Origin of the sequence: Aureibaculum marinum (assembly GCF_003813905.1) — a bacterium.
GTDB lineage: Bacteria > Bacteroidota > Bacteroidia > Flavobacteriales > Flavobacteriaceae > Aureibaculum > Aureibaculum marinum.
Genome location: NZ_RPFJ01000001.1, coordinates 20,939 through 40,340 on the forward strand (window position 1 = coordinate 20,939; position 19,402 = coordinate 40,340).

Consider the following 19,402-nt stretch of genomic DNA (forward strand, 5'->3'; position numbering starts at 1 on the left):
TCTATAACTAAAGAGAGGTTTATTTTTTTGAACAACTAATGCAAATTAAACAGCAGTTAATAATGCCTTATTAATACGCTTAATCAATTTAGGTCCTTCATAGATAAAACCTGTATAAATTTGAACTAAATCAGCACCCGCTTCAATTTTTTCAAGGGCATCTTGTTCAGAATGGATACCGCCAACTCCAATTATTGGAAATGATTTATTTGATTTTTCAGATAAAAATCGAATCACTTCAGTAGACCGATGGGTTAAAGGTTTTCCACTTAATCCACCCATTTCCGTTTTATTATCTGATTGTAATCCTTCTCTAGAAATAGTAGTATTTGTAGCAATTACACCATCAATATTTGTAGTTTCTACAATATCTATTATATCTAATAATTGTGTATCAGTTAAATCTGGTGCAATTTTAAGTAATATTGGTTTTCTTTTGGCTTTTTTATTGTTTTCTACTTGTAAGGTATTTAACAGTTTTGTCAATGGTTCTTTTTCTTGTAAATCTCTTAAGTTTGGAGTATTTGGAGAACTTACATTTACCACAAAATAATCTACAACGTCAAACAACTTATTAAAACAAATAATATAATCGTCAATAGCGTTTTCATTGGGTGTAACCTTATTTTTACCAATATTTCCTCCAATAATAATAGTTGTTTTTTTCTTCTTTAATCTTCTTACCGCAGCATCAACACCTTGGTTATTAAACCCCATTCTATTGATAATTCCTTCATCTTCTTTTAGACGAAATAATCTTTTTTTAGGATTACCACTTTGTGGTTTTGGAGTTACAGTACCTATTTCTACAAATCCAAAGCCATAATAAGAAAACTCATCAAACAAAAATGCATTTTTATCCATTCCTGCAGCCAAACCTACAGGATTTTTAAAAGTGAGTCCGAATAGATTACGCTCTAACTTTTTATCTGTAATTGTAAAATTATTTTTTACTATAGATTTTACAAAAGGAATTTTAAAACTATTTTTTATAAAAGAAAATGTAAAGTGATGGACTTTTTCAGGATCGAATAAAAAAAGTATTTTTCTGATGAATTTATACATTACCTAAGCTCTTAATTCTGCCTTTAATTTGGTTTCAAATGCCTGTTGTAACTTTTTCATTACGCCATCTATTTGTTTGTCAGTTAATGTTTGATTTTTATCTTGTAACATAAAACTAACTGCATAAGATTTTTTATTTTCCGGCAATTTATCACCTTCATAAACATCAAATAAATCAACTGATTTCAATATTTTTCTATCAATTTTAAAAGCCAATTTATAAATTTCGTCAAACGTAACACTCTTATCTAATAATAATGAAAAATCTCTTTTAACTACTGGAAATTTAGCTAAATCACTAACTTTTATTGATTTATTTTTTATAAATTGAAGCATAGCATCCCAATTAAAATCAGCATAAAGAACTTCTTGTTTAATACCAAAATCTTTAGTGATTTTAGGTTTTACAACTCCAAAATCAACAATGGTTTGTTTACCAACACATAGAGAAATTCCTTCTGCAAAAAAATCATTCTCAGTAGGTGTTGATTGAAAAGAATTAATTCCTACTCTTTCTAAAATAGAATGAATAATTCCTTTTCCAAAAAAGAAATCTGATTTTTTAGTGTTAACCAACCAATTATTATCATATCTATTACCAGAAATTAGTAAAGAAAAATGTTTCTGCTCATCATATTTACCATCAAATTTTTGGTATGTATTTCCAAATTCAAATAACTTAACATCACTATTTTTTCTATTGATATTATAAGCCACAGCCTCTAACCCACTAAACAGCAAAGTCTGCCTCATTACTGACAAATCTGTACTTAATGGATTAAGCATTTGTACATTATGTTTACTGTCAATTTGCTCAGAAAGTTCAGCATAATTAGGACTTGTCAAAGAATTAGCCATCATTTCATAAAATCCTTGACTCACTAATTGGTTCGAAATTAAATTCTGTAATTTATTTATATCTGGTTTAGAAGCATAAGAAATAGAAGTGTTTAACTTAGCTGAAGTTTTAACATTATTATACCCATAAACTCTCAGAATTTCTTCTATAATATCAGTTTCTCTAGTAACATCTACCCGATAAGCTGGAATAGTTAAACCTAAACCAGATTCAGTTTTGTTATTAATTTTAATATCTAAAGAAGATAAAATGTCTATTATAGTATCAGGTGTTAATTTATCACCAATTAATTTGTCTGCCTTGTCAAAAGTAAAACGTACTTGATGATCTTCAATTTTATTTGGATATATATCTTCAAGGTCAGAAGATATATGACCCCCAGCTATTTCTTCAATTAATATGGCAGCTCTTTTTAATGCATAATCTGTAATATTAGGATCAATTCCTCTTTCAAATCTAAAAGAGGCATCGGTATTTAATCCAAATCTTTTTGCTGTTTTACGAATAGAAACTGGATCAAAATATGCACTTTCTAGGAAAATAGCTGTAGTTTTTTCAGTAACTCCAGAATCTAACCCTCCATAAACACCTGCAATACATAGAGGTGTTGACTCACCATCACAAATCATAATATCATCTTCATGTAATTTTCTAGACTCACCATCTAAAGTTACAAACTCTGTATCAGCTGGTAAGTTTTTAACAATAATTTTATTACCTTTTATTTTTGCGGCATCAAAAGCATGCAATGGCTGTCCTAATTCATGCAATACATAATTAGTAATATCAACAATATTATTAATTGGATTTACTCCAATGGCAATTAACTTCTCTTGAATCCATTTAGGAGACTCTTCTACAGTAACACCAGAAATAGTAACACCTGCATAACGAGGCACCTGATTTTTGTCTTCTACTTCTATTTGAATTTTTAAAGAACGTACATCCACATCAAAACTACTCACAGAAGGTGTAATTAACTCTGTCTGTATGTTTTGTTGAAAAAGTCCAGCTCTTAAATCACGAGCCACTCCATAATGACTCATCGCATCTGAACGATTAGGTGTTAGGCCTATTTCAAACACATAATCTGTTGAAACTTCAAAAATTTCAGAAGCAGGTGTACCAGCTTTTGTTTTTTTGTCAAGTACTAAAATTCCATCATGACTGTCACCTAAACCTAATTCGTCCTCGGCACAAATCATACCATGACTGGCTTCACCTCTAATATTTCCTTTTTTTATTTTAAACGCATTACCTTCTTTATCATATAAGGTAGTACCAACTGTTGCTACTGGTACTTTTTGACCTGCCGCAACATTTGGAGCACCACAAACAATTTGTAAAGGTTCTCCATTTCCTAAATCTACAGTTGTTACTTTTAATCGGTCGGCATTAGGGTGTTTTTCACAAGTTAACACTTCACCTACAATTATTCCTTTTAGGCCACCTTTTACAGATTCAACCTTTTCTATTCCTTCTACTTCTAATCCTAAATCAGTCAATATTTCACCAACTTTTTCAGCTTCTAAATCAATCTTTAAAAATTGTTGTAGCCAATTATAAGAAATCTTCATTTAAATGTTTTTTTAGGTCTGCAAAGATAATCATTCCATTTTACTAGTGGCAAAAGCAAATCCATAATTTTTACTATTTAAAAATATTAATTTAACACAAAAAACATTCTTAAATTCCTATTTGTATAATCACGTATATTTTTATACTTTGCAGTACCCAAAAAACTTATACTAATGCCTTTAGAAATTAAACGATTATTTGATTTTCCTTATTATCAATTGGAAAAATATAATTTAGATGCTGCTTTAGTAACTAAATATGATGGAAAATGGATAAAAACCTCTACTCAAGAATACTTAGATAAGGCAAATGCACTGAGTAGAGCCTTATTAAAAATGGGCGTTAAAAAAGATGATAAAATTGCAATTATATCTTCTACAAACCGTACAGAATGGAATATAACCGATATTGGTGTATTGCAAACAGGAGCTCAAAATATTCCTATTTATCCAACAATTTCACCTGAAGACTACGAGTATGTATTAAATCATAGTGAATCTATTTATTGCTTTGTTTCTGACAGTGAAGTCTTAAAAAAAGTAAATAAAATTAAGCATAAAACTAAACTAAAAGAAGTTTATAGTTACGACAAAATAGAAGGATGTAAACATTATTCAGAACTATTTGAATTGGGTAAAGATTTAAACAATCAGGCTGAATTAGACCAACGAAAAAGTGAAGTAAAACATACCGATTTAGCAACTATTATTTATACCTCTGGTACCACAGGAAAACCAAAAGGTGTAATGCTTTCTCATAATAACATAGTAAGTAATGCCTTAGATAGTGAACCTAGACTACCTTTAACAGATGGAGAAACCAGAATTTTAAGCTTTTTACCTATCTGTCATATTTTTGAACGCTTATTAATTTATTTATATCAATACGCAGGGTGTACAGTTTACTTTGCTGAAGGATTAGATAAAATTGGTGAAAACATCAAAGAAGTTCAACCCCATATGATGAGTGTTGTACCTCGTTTGTTAGAAAAATTATATGACAAAATATATGCTAAAGGAGGTGAATTATCTGGTATAAAAAAGGCATTATTTTATTGGGCTGTTGAACTAGGTGAACAATATGAACCTTATAAAGCCAATGGATGGTGGTATGAATTTAAACTGAAAATAGCTAGAAAATTAATTTTTAGTAAATGGCAAGAAGCTCTGGGTGGTCATTTAAAAACTATGGTCTCTGGTAGTGCTGCTTTAAATCCTAAATTAGCAAGAATTTTTTGTGCAGCAGGTATGTATGTTATGGAAGGTTATGGTCTTACTGAAACATCTCCTGTTATTTGTGTGAATATGTATGCAAATAACATGTTTAAAATTGGTACTGTAGGTAAACCCATAAGAAATGTTGAAGCTAAAATTGCTGAAGACGGCGAAGTTTTAGTTAAAGGACCCAATGTAATGATGGGATATTATAAAGATGATGAAAAAACTGCTAGTGTAATGACTGGTGAGTATTTTCATACTGGAGATAAAGGTGAAATTGATAGTGATGGTTTCTTGAAAATTACAGGTAGAAAGAAAGAAATGTTTAAAACCTCTGGTGGTAAATATGTTATACCTACTTTATTAGAAAACATATTAAAAGAATCTCAATTTATAGAGCAAATTATGGTAATTGGCGAAGGTGAAAAAATGCCAGCAGCCTTAATTCAACCAAATTTTGAGTTTATTAAAGAATGGGCTAAAAGAAAAAATCTAACCATAGGCTCAAGCAATCAAGAAATTTCATCAAACCCTAAAGTTATTGAGCGTATTCAAAAAGATGTTGACAGATGTAATAAAAACTTTGGAAAATGGGAACAAATTAAACTTTTTGAATTAACTCCAGACATCTGGAGCATTGATGGAGGACAGTTAACCCCAACTATGAAAATGAAACGTGCCGTAATTAAAGAAATATATAAAGATTTATACAACAAAATATATAGTAATTAATATCTTTGTGCTTATCTAATAGATTATAAAAAATAATCTTTACCTCTTTTTTATAGGGTAAAATCCCAATTGGGATTAATTTTTGTTTGAATTTTCTCATTTTTATGGAACATTTTATAGTATCGGCACGTAAATATAGACCTCAAGTTTTTGATGATGTTGTTGGACAAAAAGCGATTACAAATACCTTAGAAAATGCTATAAAAAATAACCATCTAGCTCAAGCTTTATTATTTACAGGACCACGAGGAGTTGGTAAAACCACATGTGCTAGAATTTTGGCAAAAAGAATAAATCAAGCCAACTTAGACAAAATTGATCCTAATGAAGATTTTGCTTTTAATATTTTTGAATTAGATGCTGCTTCGAACAATTCGGTTGACGATATTCGAAATTTAACAGACCAAGTTCGTATACCTCCCCAAATAGGAAAATACAAAGTATATATAATTGATGAGGTACACATGCTTAGTGCTGCTGCTTTTAATGCTTTTTTAAAAACCTTAGAAGAGCCTCCTGCACATGCGATATTTATTTTGGCTACTACTGAAAAACACAAAATAATTCCTACTATCTTATCTAGATGTCAAATCTTTGATTTTAAAAGAATTGGAGTTGTTGATATTAAAGAATATTTACATAAAATTGCCAAACAAGAGAACATAAAAGCTGATGATGATGCCTTACATATTGTAGCTCAAAAAGCAGATGGTGCTTTGCGTGATGCTCTATCTATTTTTGATAGAATAGTAAGTTTTTCTAGTGATACAATTACAAGACAAGCAGTAGCAGAAAATTTAAATGTTTTAGACTATGATGCCTATTTTAAAATTACCGATTTAATTATAAAAAATGACATTCCAAATGTTTTAATCGCATTTAATGACATTTTATCTAAAGGTTTTGAAGGACATCATTTTATTGCCGGATTAGCATCTCATTTTAGAGATTTATTAGTAGCTAAAGATAGTGTTACCATTCCTCTACTAGAAGTTGGAGACGCTACAAAAAAACAATATGACGAACAAAGTAAAAAATGTAACGTTTCTTTTTTACTTAAAGCAATAGATTTAGCAAATGATTGTGATTTGAAGTATAAAAGTAGTAAAAACCAGCGACTCTTGGTAGAATTGACTTTAATGCAATTGGCTTCAATTACTTTTCCGAATACGGACGAAAAAAAAAAACGTAAAAACTACATAATTCCAGCTATACATTTTATTAGTACTTCTAAACCTAAAGTAAAAAAAGACACTAAAAAACAAATAGCGGCAACTACAGCAAATACAACACAAAACACTGTACCTAACAAAATAAAACTAGAAAATAAATCAGTTGTAGAAAAGCCAATCTTAGCCAAAAGAAAAACTAGACGTTCTTCTGCCTTATCTTTAAGTAGCATTCATAAAAAAAAGAATAATGCTAATAATACTGAAGAAATTGAAGACAATTCAAATAAACCAAAAGATGCTTTTACTCAAGCTCAATTTATGGAGTTATGGGAGAAAAACATACAACAATTAGAAAAAAAAGGAATACGTAATTTAGTAGCTATATTAAAAGCAGATACACCTAAGGTTGAAAAAAACATTATTCATCTAACAATGCCAAGTGAAATGATGAAAAATGAACTTTTAAAAGCAAAACCTAAATTATTAAGACCTTTTAGAGAAAAATTAAATAACTATAGTATTGATCTTGACATCAAAGTTAATGAAGAAAATCTGAAAAAGTATGCTTATACCCCTCAAGAAAAATACAATAAACTATTAGAAAAAAATAAAGCCTTGGCAAAACTTAAAAATAAATTTAAACTCGATTTATAATCATATAGAAATTATGTTAGGACTTAAATTTGAAACAGAAACTTCTTGGGCAGAAATTGCAAAAAATGATTTACAACAAATACTAACCGATCATGCTTTTTTAGAACAAAAAGCAGCTTCAAATGCCGTCTCTATTATTATTAACTACTCTGAAGAAACTGAATTGGTATCTGCCATGAGCGAAATAGCCATTGAAGAAATGGAACATTTTAAAATGGTTCACGATTTAATGAAAGCTAGAGGAATGGTACTAGGCAGAGCTCAACGAAACGATTATGCCAAAGACCTACAATCTTTTTTTGTTAAAACTAAAGACAGAACAGAATCTTTAATTCAAAGGTTACTAGTTGCTGCTCTAATTGAAGCTAGAAGTTGTGAACGTTTTAAAGTTTTTTCTGAAAATTTAGAAGATAAAGAATTGGCTAAATTTTATAGAGATTTAATGATTTCAGAAGCAAATCATTACACTTTATTCTTAGGGTTTGCAAGAAAATATCAAGACAAAGACATTGTAAATAAAAAATGGAATGATTTACTAGCTTACGAAGCTGAATTAATGAAAAAAAGTGGAAAAGTAGCAAAAGTTCACGGTTAAACAAACTTAAGTAAATAACTACTTAACAATACATTAACCTATCTACAAAAGTAAAAATTTTATGAAGTAGAGTTTTTATAAAATAGTAAGGAGAAAAGCTACTTGTAGTGTTAAGCTCATACTTAACTTTTCGCTTCTCTCCTTTCTCCCCTGAGTTGAACTCCTAAGAGTAATGCTTTTATTATTAAATACGTAATTTTAGTTTAATAGAAGGAGAAAAGCTACTTGTAGTTTTGAATCTTCATTCATAATTTTCACTTCTCTCCTTTCTCCCCTAATTTTAGTATTATGATATTTATAACGTAGTAAATTCGATTCTATTATATACCCCTCTTATCAAATTTTACAAAACAAATGTATGTGCTAATTCTATAAAAGTCAATAGTGTAACTGGGTGTTTTTAAAAATCCCCGAAAATGGGTAGTTTTTTTAAAATTTTATAACTTATTTATTTACAGTAACTTAAAATTAATTTTAAGAAAAAAAATGCAAATTTTATAATTTATTAGTTGCTATTTTTTTATAAAAAATTTAAAATTAGAATTATAGATTATAAAATTTTTAGGGAAAATGGGTAGTTTGGCGGCTCATTATTACTTGCTTTTACCGCATTAATAATAGGAAAAATTAAATAAAAAAGTCCAATTATTAAAAATCCTAATAGTCCTAATCCAAAAAATAATATTAAAGGAACACAAATTATCATATAAAAAATCATGCTTAACCTAAAATTAAGTATAGATTTTCCATGTGCATCCATCTCAAAAACTTTATCTTTATTTGTGATCCAAATAAATAATGGAACTAAAAATCCTCCAACAAGCGTTACAAGATCTAACAATTGACTTAAATGTGTAATAACTAATAGTTGTTTGTTCTCTTTCATACTAGAGGTATATGTTGTATTGTATATATATGACTCCAGACAAATAAAAATGTTACACTTTTAATACACGTAACATTTAGCAAAATATAAACACCTTAAAAAAAAAAAAGCCTTAATGTAACAAGTAATACAAAATTAGAACAATACTAACATTCTATATTTTTTATCAGATATAGATTTATTACTTTTGTTCAGAAAGGCACTTATGGAACTACATGACACTATTATAGCATTAGCTACACCCTCAGGGTCTGGGGCTATTGCGGTTATAAGAATTTCTGGTAAAAATGCTTTGCCTATTGTAAATCAATTTTTTAAATCTATTCATAAAAAAAAATTAATAGATCAGAAAACCCATACGGTTCACTTAGGCCATATTGTGCATGATAAACGGATTATTGATGAAGTGTTAGTGACCCTTTTTAAAAACCCACAATCCTATACTGGTGAAGATGTAGTAGAAATTTCTTGTCATGGCTCTTCTTACATTCAACAAGAAATTATCCAATTATTTATAACTAATGGATGTCGAATGGCAGATCCAGGAGAGTTCACATTACGTGCTTTTATTAATGGAAAATTAGATTTAAGTCAAGCCGAAGCAGTTGCCGATTTAATTGCTTCAGACTCAAAAGCGTCTCATCAAATTGCAATGCAACAAATGAGAGGAGGCTTTTCTAATGAAATTGAAAATTTACGTCAAGACCTTCTAAATTTTGCTTCTTTAATTGAATTGGAATTAGATTTTTCTGAAGAAGATGTAGAATTTGCAAATAGAGGTGATTTTCAAAAATTAATTACAAAAATTTCTAATGTTTTAAAAAGATTAATAGAGTCTTTCTCTTATGGAAATGTATTAAAAAATGGAATTCCTGTAGCCATAATAGGAGAACCTAATGTAGGAAAATCAACCCTTTTAAATGCATTGTTAAATGAAGAAAAAGCAATTGTGAGTTCTATTGCTGGAACCACAAGAGATGCTATAGAAGATGAATTAATTATAGAAGGTGTTGCTTATCGTTTTATTGATACTGCCGGAATTAGAGAAACTAGTGATGAAATTGAAAATATAGGAATAAAAAAGACTTTTGAAAAAACAGCCCAAGCTCAGTTGATTATTTATCTTTTTGATGCTTCAATAATTAGAAATAAAAATGAGAACGACAGTAAAAAGCTATTAAAGTTAATTAATAATGAAATAGAGAAAGTAGCTACTAAATTCCATGACAAAAAAATGATTACTATTGCCAATAAATCTGATTTGTTGTCTGAAAAAGAATTCAATTTAATTAAAAATACAATAGAAAATCCTTTATTTCTTTCTGCCAAAGAAAATGACGGCATTGATAATTTAAAAAATCAACTGACCGAATTATCTAATATTGGAGCTTTAAGTAACAATCAAACTATAGTGAGTAATAGTCGTCACTTTGAAATATTAAACAAAGCCTTAATTGAAATAAATAATGTTCAATCTGGAATAGATAATAACATAAGTTCAGACTTAATTGCCATTGATATTCGTCAAGCCCTACACTACTTAGGGGAGATTACTGGTAAAGTTACTACTGAAGATTTACTTGGAAATATTTTTGCTAATTTTTGTATCGGAAAGTGATAAATAAAGAACATAAAAGGTTCTAACATCCATAAAACTTATTTTTACTCTAAATACTATAACTTAGATTACAACTAAGCTATACCCTATTACTCATTTAAAGTTTCTGCTATTTTATCTAAATTAAGGCTATTTGCCATAGCATTAAAAATTTTAAAATATGCATTTTCATTTTTATATAATTCTTCATGGGTACCCTGTTCAATCACCCTTCCTTTTTCTAAAATAATTACATTTTCTGCATCTATAATTTGTGAAATATTATGTGAAATAATAACTACAGTTCTTCCTTCTTTTATAGAATCTAAGCTTTTTTTAATTTGTTCTTTAGCAATGGCATCTAAACTTGCGGTTGGTTCGTCAAGAAAAATAATTGGTGGATTTTTCAAAAACAATCGGGCAATAGCAATCCGTTGTTTTTGCCCACCAGAAAGTAACGTAGCTTTTGAATTATATCCTTTAGGCAATTGAATTATTTGATCATGAATATGTGCTTTTATTGCGGCTCCAATTACTTCTTCTTCGGTAGCATCTTCTTTACCATATAAAATATTCTCTCTAATACTTCCATTAAAAATATGATTTTTTTGTAATACCAATCCAATATTATTCCTCAACCAAGTTGTATCATAATCCTTTAAATCTACTCCATCCAAAAGAATACGCCCTTTAGTCGGTTCGTAAAACTTATCTAATAAATTTATTACAGTACTTTTTCCAGCTCCACTTAACCCCACTAAAGCATTAATGGTATTTGGTTTTATAGCCATAGAAACATCAAACAACGCTTTTGTTCCATTAGGATAAACAAAATCAACATTTTCTAATTCAAAAGTTCCTGTTACATTTTCTGGTATATACTTACCAGTCAATTCTGTTTCATTAGCATCCATTATATCAAAAAAAGCTTCTGAATATATTAATGCATCGTTCACTTCATCATAAATTCTATGTAATTCTCTAATCGGAGCAGAGACATTATTAAATAATAAAATATGAAACATAATTGCACCAATTGTCATGGTACCATTTAAAACAAAATAGGAAGTTAAAATAATAATAATAACCACTCCAAATTGTTCAATAAAAACTTTAACACTATTAAATAAAAAACTCAATTGTCGAGTTTTCATTTGATTTTCAGTGATATTTAACTGAATAGCCTCATGTTTTTTACTTTCTAAATTTTCTCTAGTAAAGGATTTAATTACAGTAATAGAATTAATTAAATCTATAATTCCATTATTTCTAGCTTCACGAAAACCTCTCATTTTTCGCCTAAACCCCTTTAGTTTTGTAGCCTGTAAACTACTGATATAAAAGAAAACAGGAATTATACCTAGACTAACCAAGCCTATATAAACATTGGCCTGAAAAATGAGAAACAATGCAATAATGGCGTTAAAAAATAACGGAAGAATATCAATAAAAAAATTTTTAACCAACTGTGTTAAACTTGATATACCTAAATCAACTCTAGTTTGTAGCTTTCCACTTTCATTCTCTGCAGAGCTATAAAAAGCCATTTTATAAGTCAAAATTTTATCTACAACTTGCTGTGCAAAATCACGAGAAATGTAAATCTTCATTTTTTCTCCATAAAACTTTTGCCCATATTGTATAAGAGCATAAACCATCTCTTTTACTAATAATACTGCACTAATTGTTAGTAAAAGAGAAATTCCATCTTTAAACTCAATATGAGCTTCGGTAAGCTTAGTGAGTTCGTCTACTGCATATCTTAAAACTAATGCATTTACTTGGGCCAAAAAAGAACCTATTATGGTTAATGCCAATGTAGCAATTACTAAAAATTTATATGGCTTTACATAACTAATTAGTTTTATAAAAAGTTTTATAAGACTAATATTTGTTTTTTTGTTTTTGCTTTGGTCTCTATTCAATATTATATTTTTTTATATTTTCAAACATTTTAGAAATATTTACTACAAAAAAATGCATTTCTAATGAAATTTGAAGCATATTTTTTTAAAACTAAATAAAAAGATGGCATTCTTATTTTAATAAATTAACACTAGTAGTTATAACATCAAACGCTAGTATTACGAAATTGGGTAGCTGTAACACCCTCATTATGTTTAAAAAATTGATTAAAATTAGCAACCTCATTAAAACCTAAAGCATAAGCAACATCTGCTACAGATTTATCCATTTGATGTAATAATGCTTTTGCAAATAATATTTTATAATCAATAATTATTTTTTGGGCACTTTTACCAAGTGCTATTAAAAGATCTTCTTTGAATAAACAAGTAGCTTACTCAAATTTAAAAATAGGTTTTCCTGCTTCTCTATTAAGAAACCAACTAGACATTCAAGAAGCAGAATTGGTTTTTAGAAGTTCTTTTGAAGATGTTAACTTGGCTAAAATTTACTTTTATCCTTCCTTAACTATTACAACTAATGGAGGCATTTCTTCATTAAGTTTATCAGACTTTTTTGACAATTCAGTATTTTATAACTTAATAGGAGGATTAACACAACCTATTTTTGCGAACGGAGCAAACAAAGCTACACTGAAAATTAATAAATCAATGCAACAACAGTCCTTTTATGATTATAAAGCAGCATGGTTAAATGCAGGTTCAGAAGTTTCGAATGCCTTGTACTCATACAACAAGACTAAAGAAAAACAAGATTCTAGAGCACATCAAATAGCTGCTCTTGAAAAATCTGTAGAATTTACAGAAGCTTTACTAGAATATTCATCTAGCACCAATTATACTGATGTATTAACTACAAAAAACAGTTTATTATCGGCACAATTAGAGGGGGTAGAAGATAAAAAAGAAGAGTTGCAAGCTATTATTGAGCTTTATCGTGCCTTAGGTGGAGGATGGCAGAATTAAAAAATTTTAAGTTAAAGAAAAGTCCAAACCAAATGGTTTGGACTTTTCTTATTAATGATATTATGCTTCAACTGATTTCCATGCAAATTTTTCAAAAGGAGCATCTATTGGTGTATTAGCAATATGATTTGTGTAGTTACTAATTACCTTTTGAGACAAACCCAAAATGATTTCTAATACTTGTCTTTCGCCATAACCTGCTTCGTAAAATGTATTCAAATCGTCTGATGTTACATGTCCACGATTGCGTACAACTTTAAGTGTAAAATCATGTAAAACTTGCAATTTCTCAGTTGGCATTGCAGTTCTATTTCGTAATGCCTCACTTAAAGAAGCATCTACTTTCATCATTCCGGCTATAGCCGTATGGGCCGGCACACAATAATGACATTCATGTTCTACATTAATAGTTTGCCAAACCACAGTTAATTCTTCATTATTAAAAGAAGAATCAGTAAATAATTTGTGCAGTGTTTGATAGGCTTCTAATAGGCCTGGTGCTCCTGCCAAAACTCCATGTAACCCAGGTATCATACCATTTGTTTTAAGAGATTGTTCTAATAATGGTTTACTTTCTTCTGGAGCAGATTCAATATTGTGAATTTTTAATGTCGTCATCTTTTTTTGAATTTATAATTTATTAATAATTACTTTTTGTTTTCTATTTAAAATAAAAATGTTCAGTGAGGATAATAATACTATTCCCAAGGCAATGTATACCAATAGCATTTTTGGTTCAATTCTAAGTGTATACTCAGCTATTAGTGCACCTACCATAGTTAACAATCCTAAAAGATTAGCATAAAATGCCCATTCGCTAAAAGGGATATTAAACTTTGTTATGGCATTATTTTTAACTAAACTAAAAATTGCTGTTGCTAAATAACCAATTACTACAACCGAAATGAGTATTCCTGTTGCTATTCTAAAAAAGGTTGGGTCTATCCCTAAAGGTTTAGCCATTTCAATAAATGCTTTCACAGAAATTTCCCATCCTGTTAGTTTAGAAATGGCAAATCGTGATAAAACAATTGCCATTAATGCATTGGTAATAAATAATAATTTGTTCATAATTTCTGTTTTACTTATTGTTAAATAACTAAACGCTCGGTTAGTTATTGATTAAAAAAAATGTTACTTATTTAAAAAAATATTCTCTATGTAATTTTCGAGTTGTGTTTTACTAAATACTCTTGTGGCCGATGATAACCCAAACATAGATATAAGAAAAAAATCCGCTTGTTCTTCAACAATTTTATCGTCTTTAGAAGTATCTTCTTTTAAAATATTAATAAAAACTTGTTTTACCTCATTTGTAAAGTTTGTTAAAGCTCCTTTTATCTTTTCGTCTGCATCTGGTCCAATTTCATTAGCTGTATTTGTAACTAAACAACCTTTACCAAATTCAGTTTCTCTAGCAAACTCGATAAAATCATAAAAGTATTCCTTAATCCCTAAAACTCCCTTTTCCGACGCCTTTAGTTTATTTATTAACTTGTTTAATTTTTGTTTGTAGCATTTTATACTTTCTAAAAAAACACCATTTTTACTTCCGAAACTAGAATATATGGAAAATTTATTGATACCCATTTCTTTTTCTAGCATTTGCATAGATGTAGTTTCATAACCATTACGCCAGAATAAATTCATAGCCTTTTCTATTACTTCCTCTTCTCTATATTCTTTTTTTCTTGCCATTAGTATTTTAACACGATGCAAAACTAAACAATCGGTTAGTAATAAAAAAACTTTTTAACCTTTATTTCAAAATCCCTCCTTTAATTCAGCATATTAAATGGATTTTTTTGAATGACAATTGCATCCCTTGCTAAAATAAGTTGCAGTTTACCACAAAAAAATAAGTCTGCACTTAACAACTTACTACTTAAAACATTCAATTCTTAATTTACATACTATAAAACTCTATTAAATTAGCTTCATAATATTGATTTCCTAATTTGGTTAATAAATTACGAATCACATTACTATCTCCATCTACAGCAATGGCAGAATATCCAACATTATTTAATTTTCCAAGTCTTAAATCTATAATATTAATGTCTTTTGAAGATAAAGCCGAAAGTAATATTAAAAGAACTCCAGGAGCATTATTATGTTTAGTAAGAATTACTTTTTCATTTAATGCCAAATTCAAATTAACACCATCCATTTCTAACAAATAAACTCCCTCTCTATAGTAATTGGGTAATTTAGCATTTTCTTTATAGGTTAAATTGGTAAACAATTCAGCACTTGCACTGGTACCATTTACAAAATCAATAACGTTTTGAATATTTCCATTATCATTTTCTATAGATAAAAATGCAACAGCTGTCCCGTCATTATTGGACTTTAACCTTGCTGTTTCAACATTTATTCCTTCTGAAGCCAAGGTATTAAAAAGAGATGAAATTACTCCAGGTTTATCTACATGTTCAGAAAACAATCCATTTACTAAATCATCTGTAGATTTAGGTATCTCATTAGTAACCGTAATCGATTTGCCTAATTTTCGAATACGTATTGCATTATAATCCCCCATTCCTGTTGAATTTTTATAGATATCTAAAAATTCAGAAAATGAGCCTCCAAAAGAAAAGTCAGGAATAATCCTTCTGTGTGCAGTATCTAATCTCTGATTAAGTAACTCTATACCTTTATTTAATACTGTATATTTTACCTTTAAATCATGATCATCATAAATAGTTCTATTTTCTGGAATCAATTTTGAATAACTCACATAATTTTCGTAGCCTGCTTCTTGAATATATTCTAAACTTTCTTTAAAGTTTAATCCATAATAACGTACATGATGAGTATCTGTTCCAACACATACTGGAATTTGAAGTTCATTGGCTCTTCTTAAAATACTTTGGATAGGATACACCCCTACTCCTTTAAATTTACCAGCCATATTAACATCTAAAGACAAGTTACGATCGGCAATTAATTCTAATAAGGTTCTAACCTTATTAGCTAACGGGTGTGAACTGGTTTCAAAATTTAGTAATGCCTCAGGCATATCAACATTGAGTTTTGGTAAATCGATATGACCAACAATTTGAATCATATCACCAAAACATTCAATCATTTGAATGGTTTCATTGAAATAGCCATCCCAATAAGCTTCTAAACTTCCTCTCATTTTTAAAAGTTCTAAAGCTTCTTCTTTTGAACCATCATAAGGAAGACCTTCAGGAGCGAAATGTACCGAACCAATAACATAATCAGCACCTTCAGCTTGAAATATTTTTGAACGGCTCCATTGCAATCCTAAATCTGGCCCCATCCATTCAAGCTCAACGCCATATTTAATATTAATTTTGCCTTCATACTTTTTACGCAGATCTGCTATTCGTTTAGGATAATTTAAATAAGACCTATTACCGCGAATAAATTTAACATTTGTCTCTCTTTCTGCTATATATCTAAAATTTGTTAAACGCGGAGAGTGTATTATAAAAGTTATACTTGGATGATTTTCTTCAATAGCTTTATCAACAACCTTTTCTAATCTATCAATTCCATGTTTTACTTGATCTTGTTCAGTGCCAGCATGTATTCCATGAGTCTCCCAAATAAAGTCATTTAGTTTTTTCATCAATCAATTACTTTAAATTTTGATTTTTAATATACAAAGTTAACTATTGGTTTAGAATATTAAGCCAAAATCTTATTTGTTTTAAAAATATGTTAACTAACATGTACTAAAAAAGCATGCTAGCCCATTATCATAATTTAGAAAATAATTAGATTAGACATAAAATTACTCATTTAATAAATAGTCAACTTTAGATGTTAAGATGTAGCCCAATGCCAAGAAAAACTCTAAATTTATTGGTACTATTTACCCATGATATGTCAAAATTTATAGGTCCTAAAATTGAATTATAAGAAAGCATAGTTCCCGCAGAAGCCAGTATGCTTGGCTGATAAGAATCTGGCCATTTTCCTTTTCCTGAAAACGCATATTTAATATAATCATCAAAACTTTCAAAGCCAACGGAAGCGATATTAATGTGAGGAGTTATGTAAATTTTATGCATTGCATTAATCTGTAAACCTAGATTTAGTTTTGTAAACTGAGATGCAATTAATTCACTTTCATTTAAACCAGGTAAAACATAACTGTCTCTTCTGGGATTTTTAATATTACCACCTAGAAAATATTTAGCTCCTACACCTAATTCAAACAAAGGAATAGTATTATCATTGGTTGCATCTTCAAATATAAAAGCTGCATTTAGTCCAACAATAACTGTAGTTTTATGTTTTATTGGAATTCTTTTCTCATAGCCTAATCCCAATTTTATAAAATTATTGGTTGTACCATTTACATCATCCAAAATTGAGTCATAATATTCTACATCCATAGTATTGTGCAAAGATCTACTAATACTCCCTTTTAATACAGCCCCTTGAGTAGCATAAAACGATTCGTTTAAACTATTGTAGTTATAATGTAAATACATTTCATAAGATCCAAAACTATAAGTATCTAAATTGAATAAATTATCATTAATTTCAGGATCTATTGTTGGTTTTAAACGGGTTTTTTGATATTTTACACCAAGACCAATATAACTTTTAAAAGAATTTAAGCTTCTATTTATTTGATTATCAAATTCGAAATAACGATACCTCATATTATCAGCATTTTCACCTCCTAAATAAATTTCTTGTCGTAAATGTTGTCCAAAAAATTCTGAACGCCACCACCAATTTCTATCGTGACTAAAATTCTTCAGATATTGTATACGAATTTTGGGCTCTTCGGCAATATCAATAGTTATAAGAGAACGAGAGGCTCTACCTATAACATTTCTTCCTGTATAATTTACAATAAGACCAGCTCCATTATCACGATCAAAATGAAGAGAACCTTTAACTTGATGTTTAGATTTTTCAATAGCATTAATAACTAAACCTAATTTATTTTTTTCAATTATTGGAGTAACATCAACTTGGTTAAAAATAGTTGTCCCCATTGCTTTATTGATACCTTCTTTGATATGTTGATGTGTATATTTTCTTTGAGTTTTAATATTAGCTCTAGCCTTAACTAATGCAAGATTTGCTTTACTTATACCTTGATATACAATGCTATCTAAGATAAATTCATCTTGTGTAATTGGTAACTTATGCTCTCTTTGTATAAAGTTACTAAGTTCTTTTGATAAAGCTGTTAAGGCTTGCATATTTTGTTTAACAGCTATTTTACCTTCATTATATATCGCATTAATTTTGGAAAAATCACCAGTAGTATATGTTAAGTTAGTACTATGATCAATTAAAATATCACAGAGCTTTCTATTTTCAGGTGTCTTTAAATTACTATTTAACATTCCTGTTTGAAAAAGCAAAGCTCCTAAATTATTTAGTTTTTCCTTTGTTACCTTCCCCACTCCAACATCACTACCAATAATAATATCTGCACCCAATTTTTTTGCTATATCTACTGGAAAATTATTTAACAAACCACCATCTACTAGTAATGTATTCTTGTAAGGTACAGCAGAAAATGCACCAGGTATAGACATGCTAGCCCTCATGGCAAAAGATAAAGAACCGCTATTAAAGATAACCTCTTTGCCATTTACAATATCTGTAGCTATTGCTCTAAAAGGTATGGACAAGTTGTCAAAATTTTCAATTGAATAACTTGGAAATGTTAGAGACGAAATAAACTCTCTTATGTTTTGGTCATTTACCAGATAAGAGCCCGTATTTATTTTACCTTTTTTCCAATCTAAACCAATTAAATACTTATTATACTCACTTTTTTCTTCAACACTTACATCTTTTAATGAAACACTTCCTCCGATAAGTTCATCCCAATTTGCATTTAATGCTATATTAGCTATACTATCTCCTGAATAACCCATTGCGTAAAGTCCTCCTACAATACTCCCCATACTATTCCCTATAATTAAATCTGGCACAATGCCTAACGAGTCTAGAGCTTGTAAAGTTGGTATATGTGCAATACCTTTTGCCCCTCCTCCACTTAATACCAATGCTATTATAGGTTTATCATCTTGTGCATTCAAATATTGAATTGAACCTACTAAAAAAAACAAGAATATTATAAAGTTGTATTGCATAAAACTTACTTTAAAATCTTGTTTTAAAAAGTCGTATAATTGTTTAATCATT

The 19,402-nt window shown here is 29.1% G+C and carries 15 protein-coding genes; 5 read left to right on the forward strand and 10 right to left on the reverse strand.

Going from position 1 to position 19,402, the window contains the following annotated elements:
- Nucleotides 1-45: 45 nt before the first annotated feature.
- Both EGM88_RS00085 and pheT read right to left on the reverse strand, forming a co-directional pair.
- Nucleotides 46-1,065, reverse strand: a complete 1,020-nt coding sequence (locus EGM88_RS00085) for a quinone-dependent dihydroorotate dehydrogenase (RefSeq protein ID WP_123895840.1) — start codon at nt 1,063-1,065, stop codon at nt 46-48.
- Between the two features lie 3 nt (nt 1,066-1,068).
- Complete coding sequence (gene pheT, locus EGM88_RS00090) at nt 1,069-3,501, reverse strand: phenylalanine--tRNA ligase subunit beta (protein ID WP_123895841.1); 2,433 nt, start codon at nt 3,499-3,501, stop codon at nt 1,069-1,071.
- A gap of 174 nt (nt 3,502-3,675) precedes the next feature.
- Here pheT and EGM88_RS00095 point away from each other — a divergent pair, with 174 nt between their 5' ends.
- From EGM88_RS00095 to miaE, 3 genes are all read left to right on the forward strand, one after another.
- Complete coding sequence (locus EGM88_RS00095; RefSeq protein WP_123895842.1) at nt 3,676-5,451, forward strand: AMP-dependent synthetase/ligase; 1,776 nt, start codon at nt 3,676-3,678, stop codon at nt 5,449-5,451.
- A 104-nt stretch (nt 5,452-5,555) separates the two neighbouring features.
- The gene (gene dnaX, locus EGM88_RS00100; protein WP_123895843.1) at nt 5,556-7,277 is read left to right on the forward strand and encodes a DNA polymerase III subunit gamma/tau; all 1,722 of its coding nucleotides are present in this window, start codon (nt 5,556-5,558) and stop codon (nt 7,275-7,277) included.
- Between the two features lie 13 nt (nt 7,278-7,290).
- A complete protein-coding gene (miaE, locus tag EGM88_RS00105) occupies nt 7,291-7,872 on the forward strand; it encodes a tRNA-(ms[2]io[6]A)-hydroxylase (RefSeq protein WP_123895844.1) in 582 nt (193 codons plus the stop codon).
- Between the two features lie 550 nt (nt 7,873-8,422).
- Here the strand turns inward: miaE and EGM88_RS00110 are convergent.
- On the reverse strand, nt 8,423-8,758 hold the full coding sequence (locus tag EGM88_RS00110; protein ID WP_123895845.1) for a DUF4870 domain-containing protein: 336 nt from the start codon (nt 8,756-8,758) through the stop codon (nt 8,423-8,425).
- Nucleotides 8,759-8,963: 205 nt separating this feature from the next.
- Between EGM88_RS00110 and mnmE the strand changes: the two genes are divergently transcribed.
- Nucleotides 8,964-10,376: a tRNA uridine-5-carboxymethylaminomethyl(34) synthesis GTPase MnmE gene (gene mnmE, locus EGM88_RS00115; protein WP_123895846.1), complete on the forward strand. Its 1,413-nt coding sequence runs from the start codon at nt 8,964-8,966 to the stop codon at nt 10,374-10,376.
- Between the two features lie 89 nt (nt 10,377-10,465).
- On the opposite strand, the gene EGM88_RS00120 is transcribed toward mnmE, so the two are convergent.
- A complete protein-coding gene (locus EGM88_RS00120) occupies nt 10,466-12,244 on the reverse strand; it encodes an ABC transporter ATP-binding protein (protein WP_123895990.1) in 1,779 nt (592 codons plus the stop codon).
- Nucleotides 12,245-12,426: 182 nt separating this feature from the next.
- Nucleotides 12,427-12,624 carry a helix-turn-helix domain-containing protein gene (locus EGM88_RS00125; protein ID WP_123895847.1) on the reverse strand — a complete coding sequence of 66 codons (198 nt, stop codon included), beginning with the start codon at nt 12,622-12,624 and terminating at the stop codon, nt 12,427-12,429.
- A 13-nt stretch (nt 12,625-12,637) separates the two neighbouring features.
- Here EGM88_RS00125 and EGM88_RS00130 point away from each other — a divergent pair, with 13 nt between their 5' ends.
- The gene (locus tag EGM88_RS00130) at nt 12,638-13,246 is read left to right on the forward strand and encodes a TolC family protein (protein ID WP_238988329.1); all 609 of its coding nucleotides are present in this window, start codon (nt 12,638-12,640) and stop codon (nt 13,244-13,246) included.
- A gap of 60 nt (nt 13,247-13,306) precedes the next feature.
- Here the strand turns inward: EGM88_RS00130 and EGM88_RS00135 are convergent, their stop codons facing one another.
- The 5 genes from EGM88_RS00135 to EGM88_RS00155 form a co-directional block, all read right to left on the reverse strand.
- Nucleotides 13,307-13,864, reverse strand: a complete 558-nt coding sequence (locus tag EGM88_RS00135) for a carboxymuconolactone decarboxylase family protein (protein ID WP_123895849.1) — start codon at nt 13,862-13,864, stop codon at nt 13,307-13,309.
- Nucleotides 13,865-13,876: 12 nt separating this feature from the next.
- Nucleotides 13,877-14,317 carry a hypothetical protein gene (locus EGM88_RS00140; protein ID WP_123895850.1) on the reverse strand — a complete coding sequence of 147 codons (441 nt, stop codon included), beginning with the start codon at nt 14,315-14,317 and terminating at the stop codon, nt 13,877-13,879.
- Between the two features lie 63 nt (nt 14,318-14,380).
- Nucleotides 14,381-14,944, reverse strand: coding sequence for a TetR/AcrR family transcriptional regulator (locus EGM88_RS00145; protein ID WP_123895851.1), 564 nt, complete (start codon nt 14,942-14,944; stop codon nt 14,381-14,383).
- A 208-nt stretch (nt 14,945-15,152) separates the two neighbouring features.
- The gene (locus EGM88_RS00150) at nt 15,153-16,847 is read right to left on the reverse strand and encodes a histidinol-phosphatase HisJ family protein (RefSeq protein ID WP_123895852.1); all 1,695 of its coding nucleotides are present in this window, start codon (nt 16,845-16,847) and stop codon (nt 15,153-15,155) included.
- A 190-nt stretch (nt 16,848-17,037) separates the two neighbouring features.
- Complete coding sequence (locus EGM88_RS00155; protein WP_123895853.1) at nt 17,038-19,401, reverse strand: patatin-like phospholipase family protein; 2,364 nt, start codon at nt 19,399-19,401, stop codon at nt 17,038-17,040.
- Between the last annotated feature and the right edge of the window lies 1 nt (nt 19,402).

Bases quoted from the DNA above. Each gene is read 5' to 3' on its own strand.
- dnaX (WP_123895843.1), top strand. From the start codon at position 5,556: ATGGAACATTTTATAGTATCGGCACGTAAATATAGACCTCAAGTTTTT.
- pheT (WP_123895841.1), bottom strand. From the start codon at position 3,501: ATGAAGATTTCTTATAATTGGCTACAACAATTTTTAAAGATTGATTTA.
- EGM88_RS00135 (WP_123895849.1), bottom strand. From the start codon at position 13,864: ATGACGACATTAAAAATTCACAATATTGAATCTGCTCCAGAAGAAAGT.
- EGM88_RS00085 (WP_123895840.1), bottom strand. From the start codon at position 1,065: ATGTATAAATTCATCAGAAAAATACTTTTTTTATTCGATCCTGAAAAA.
- EGM88_RS00110 (WP_123895845.1), bottom strand. From the start codon at position 8,758: ATGAAAGAGAACAAACAACTATTAGTTATTACACATTTAAGTCAATTG.
- EGM88_RS00145 (WP_123895851.1), bottom strand. From the start codon at position 14,944: ATGGCAAGAAAAAAAGAATATAGAGAAGAGGAAGTAATAGAAAAGGCT.
- miaE (WP_123895844.1), top strand. From the start codon at position 7,291: ATGTTAGGACTTAAATTTGAAACAGAAACTTCTTGGGCAGAAATTGCA.
- mnmE (WP_123895846.1), top strand. From the start codon at position 8,964: ATGGAACTACATGACACTATTATAGCATTAGCTACACCCTCAGGGTCT.
- EGM88_RS00150 (WP_123895852.1), bottom strand. From the start codon at position 16,847: ATGAAAAAACTAAATGACTTTATTTGGGAGACTCATGGAATACATGCT.
- EGM88_RS00095 (WP_123895842.1), top strand. From the start codon at position 3,676: ATGCCTTTAGAAATTAAACGATTATTTGATTTTCCTTATTATCAATTG.
- EGM88_RS00155 (WP_123895853.1), bottom strand. From the start codon at position 19,401: ATGATTAAACAATTATACGACTTTTTAAAACAAGATTTTAAAGTAAGT.
- EGM88_RS00140 (WP_123895850.1), bottom strand. From the start codon at position 14,317: ATGAACAAATTATTATTTATTACCAATGCATTAATGGCAATTGTTTTA.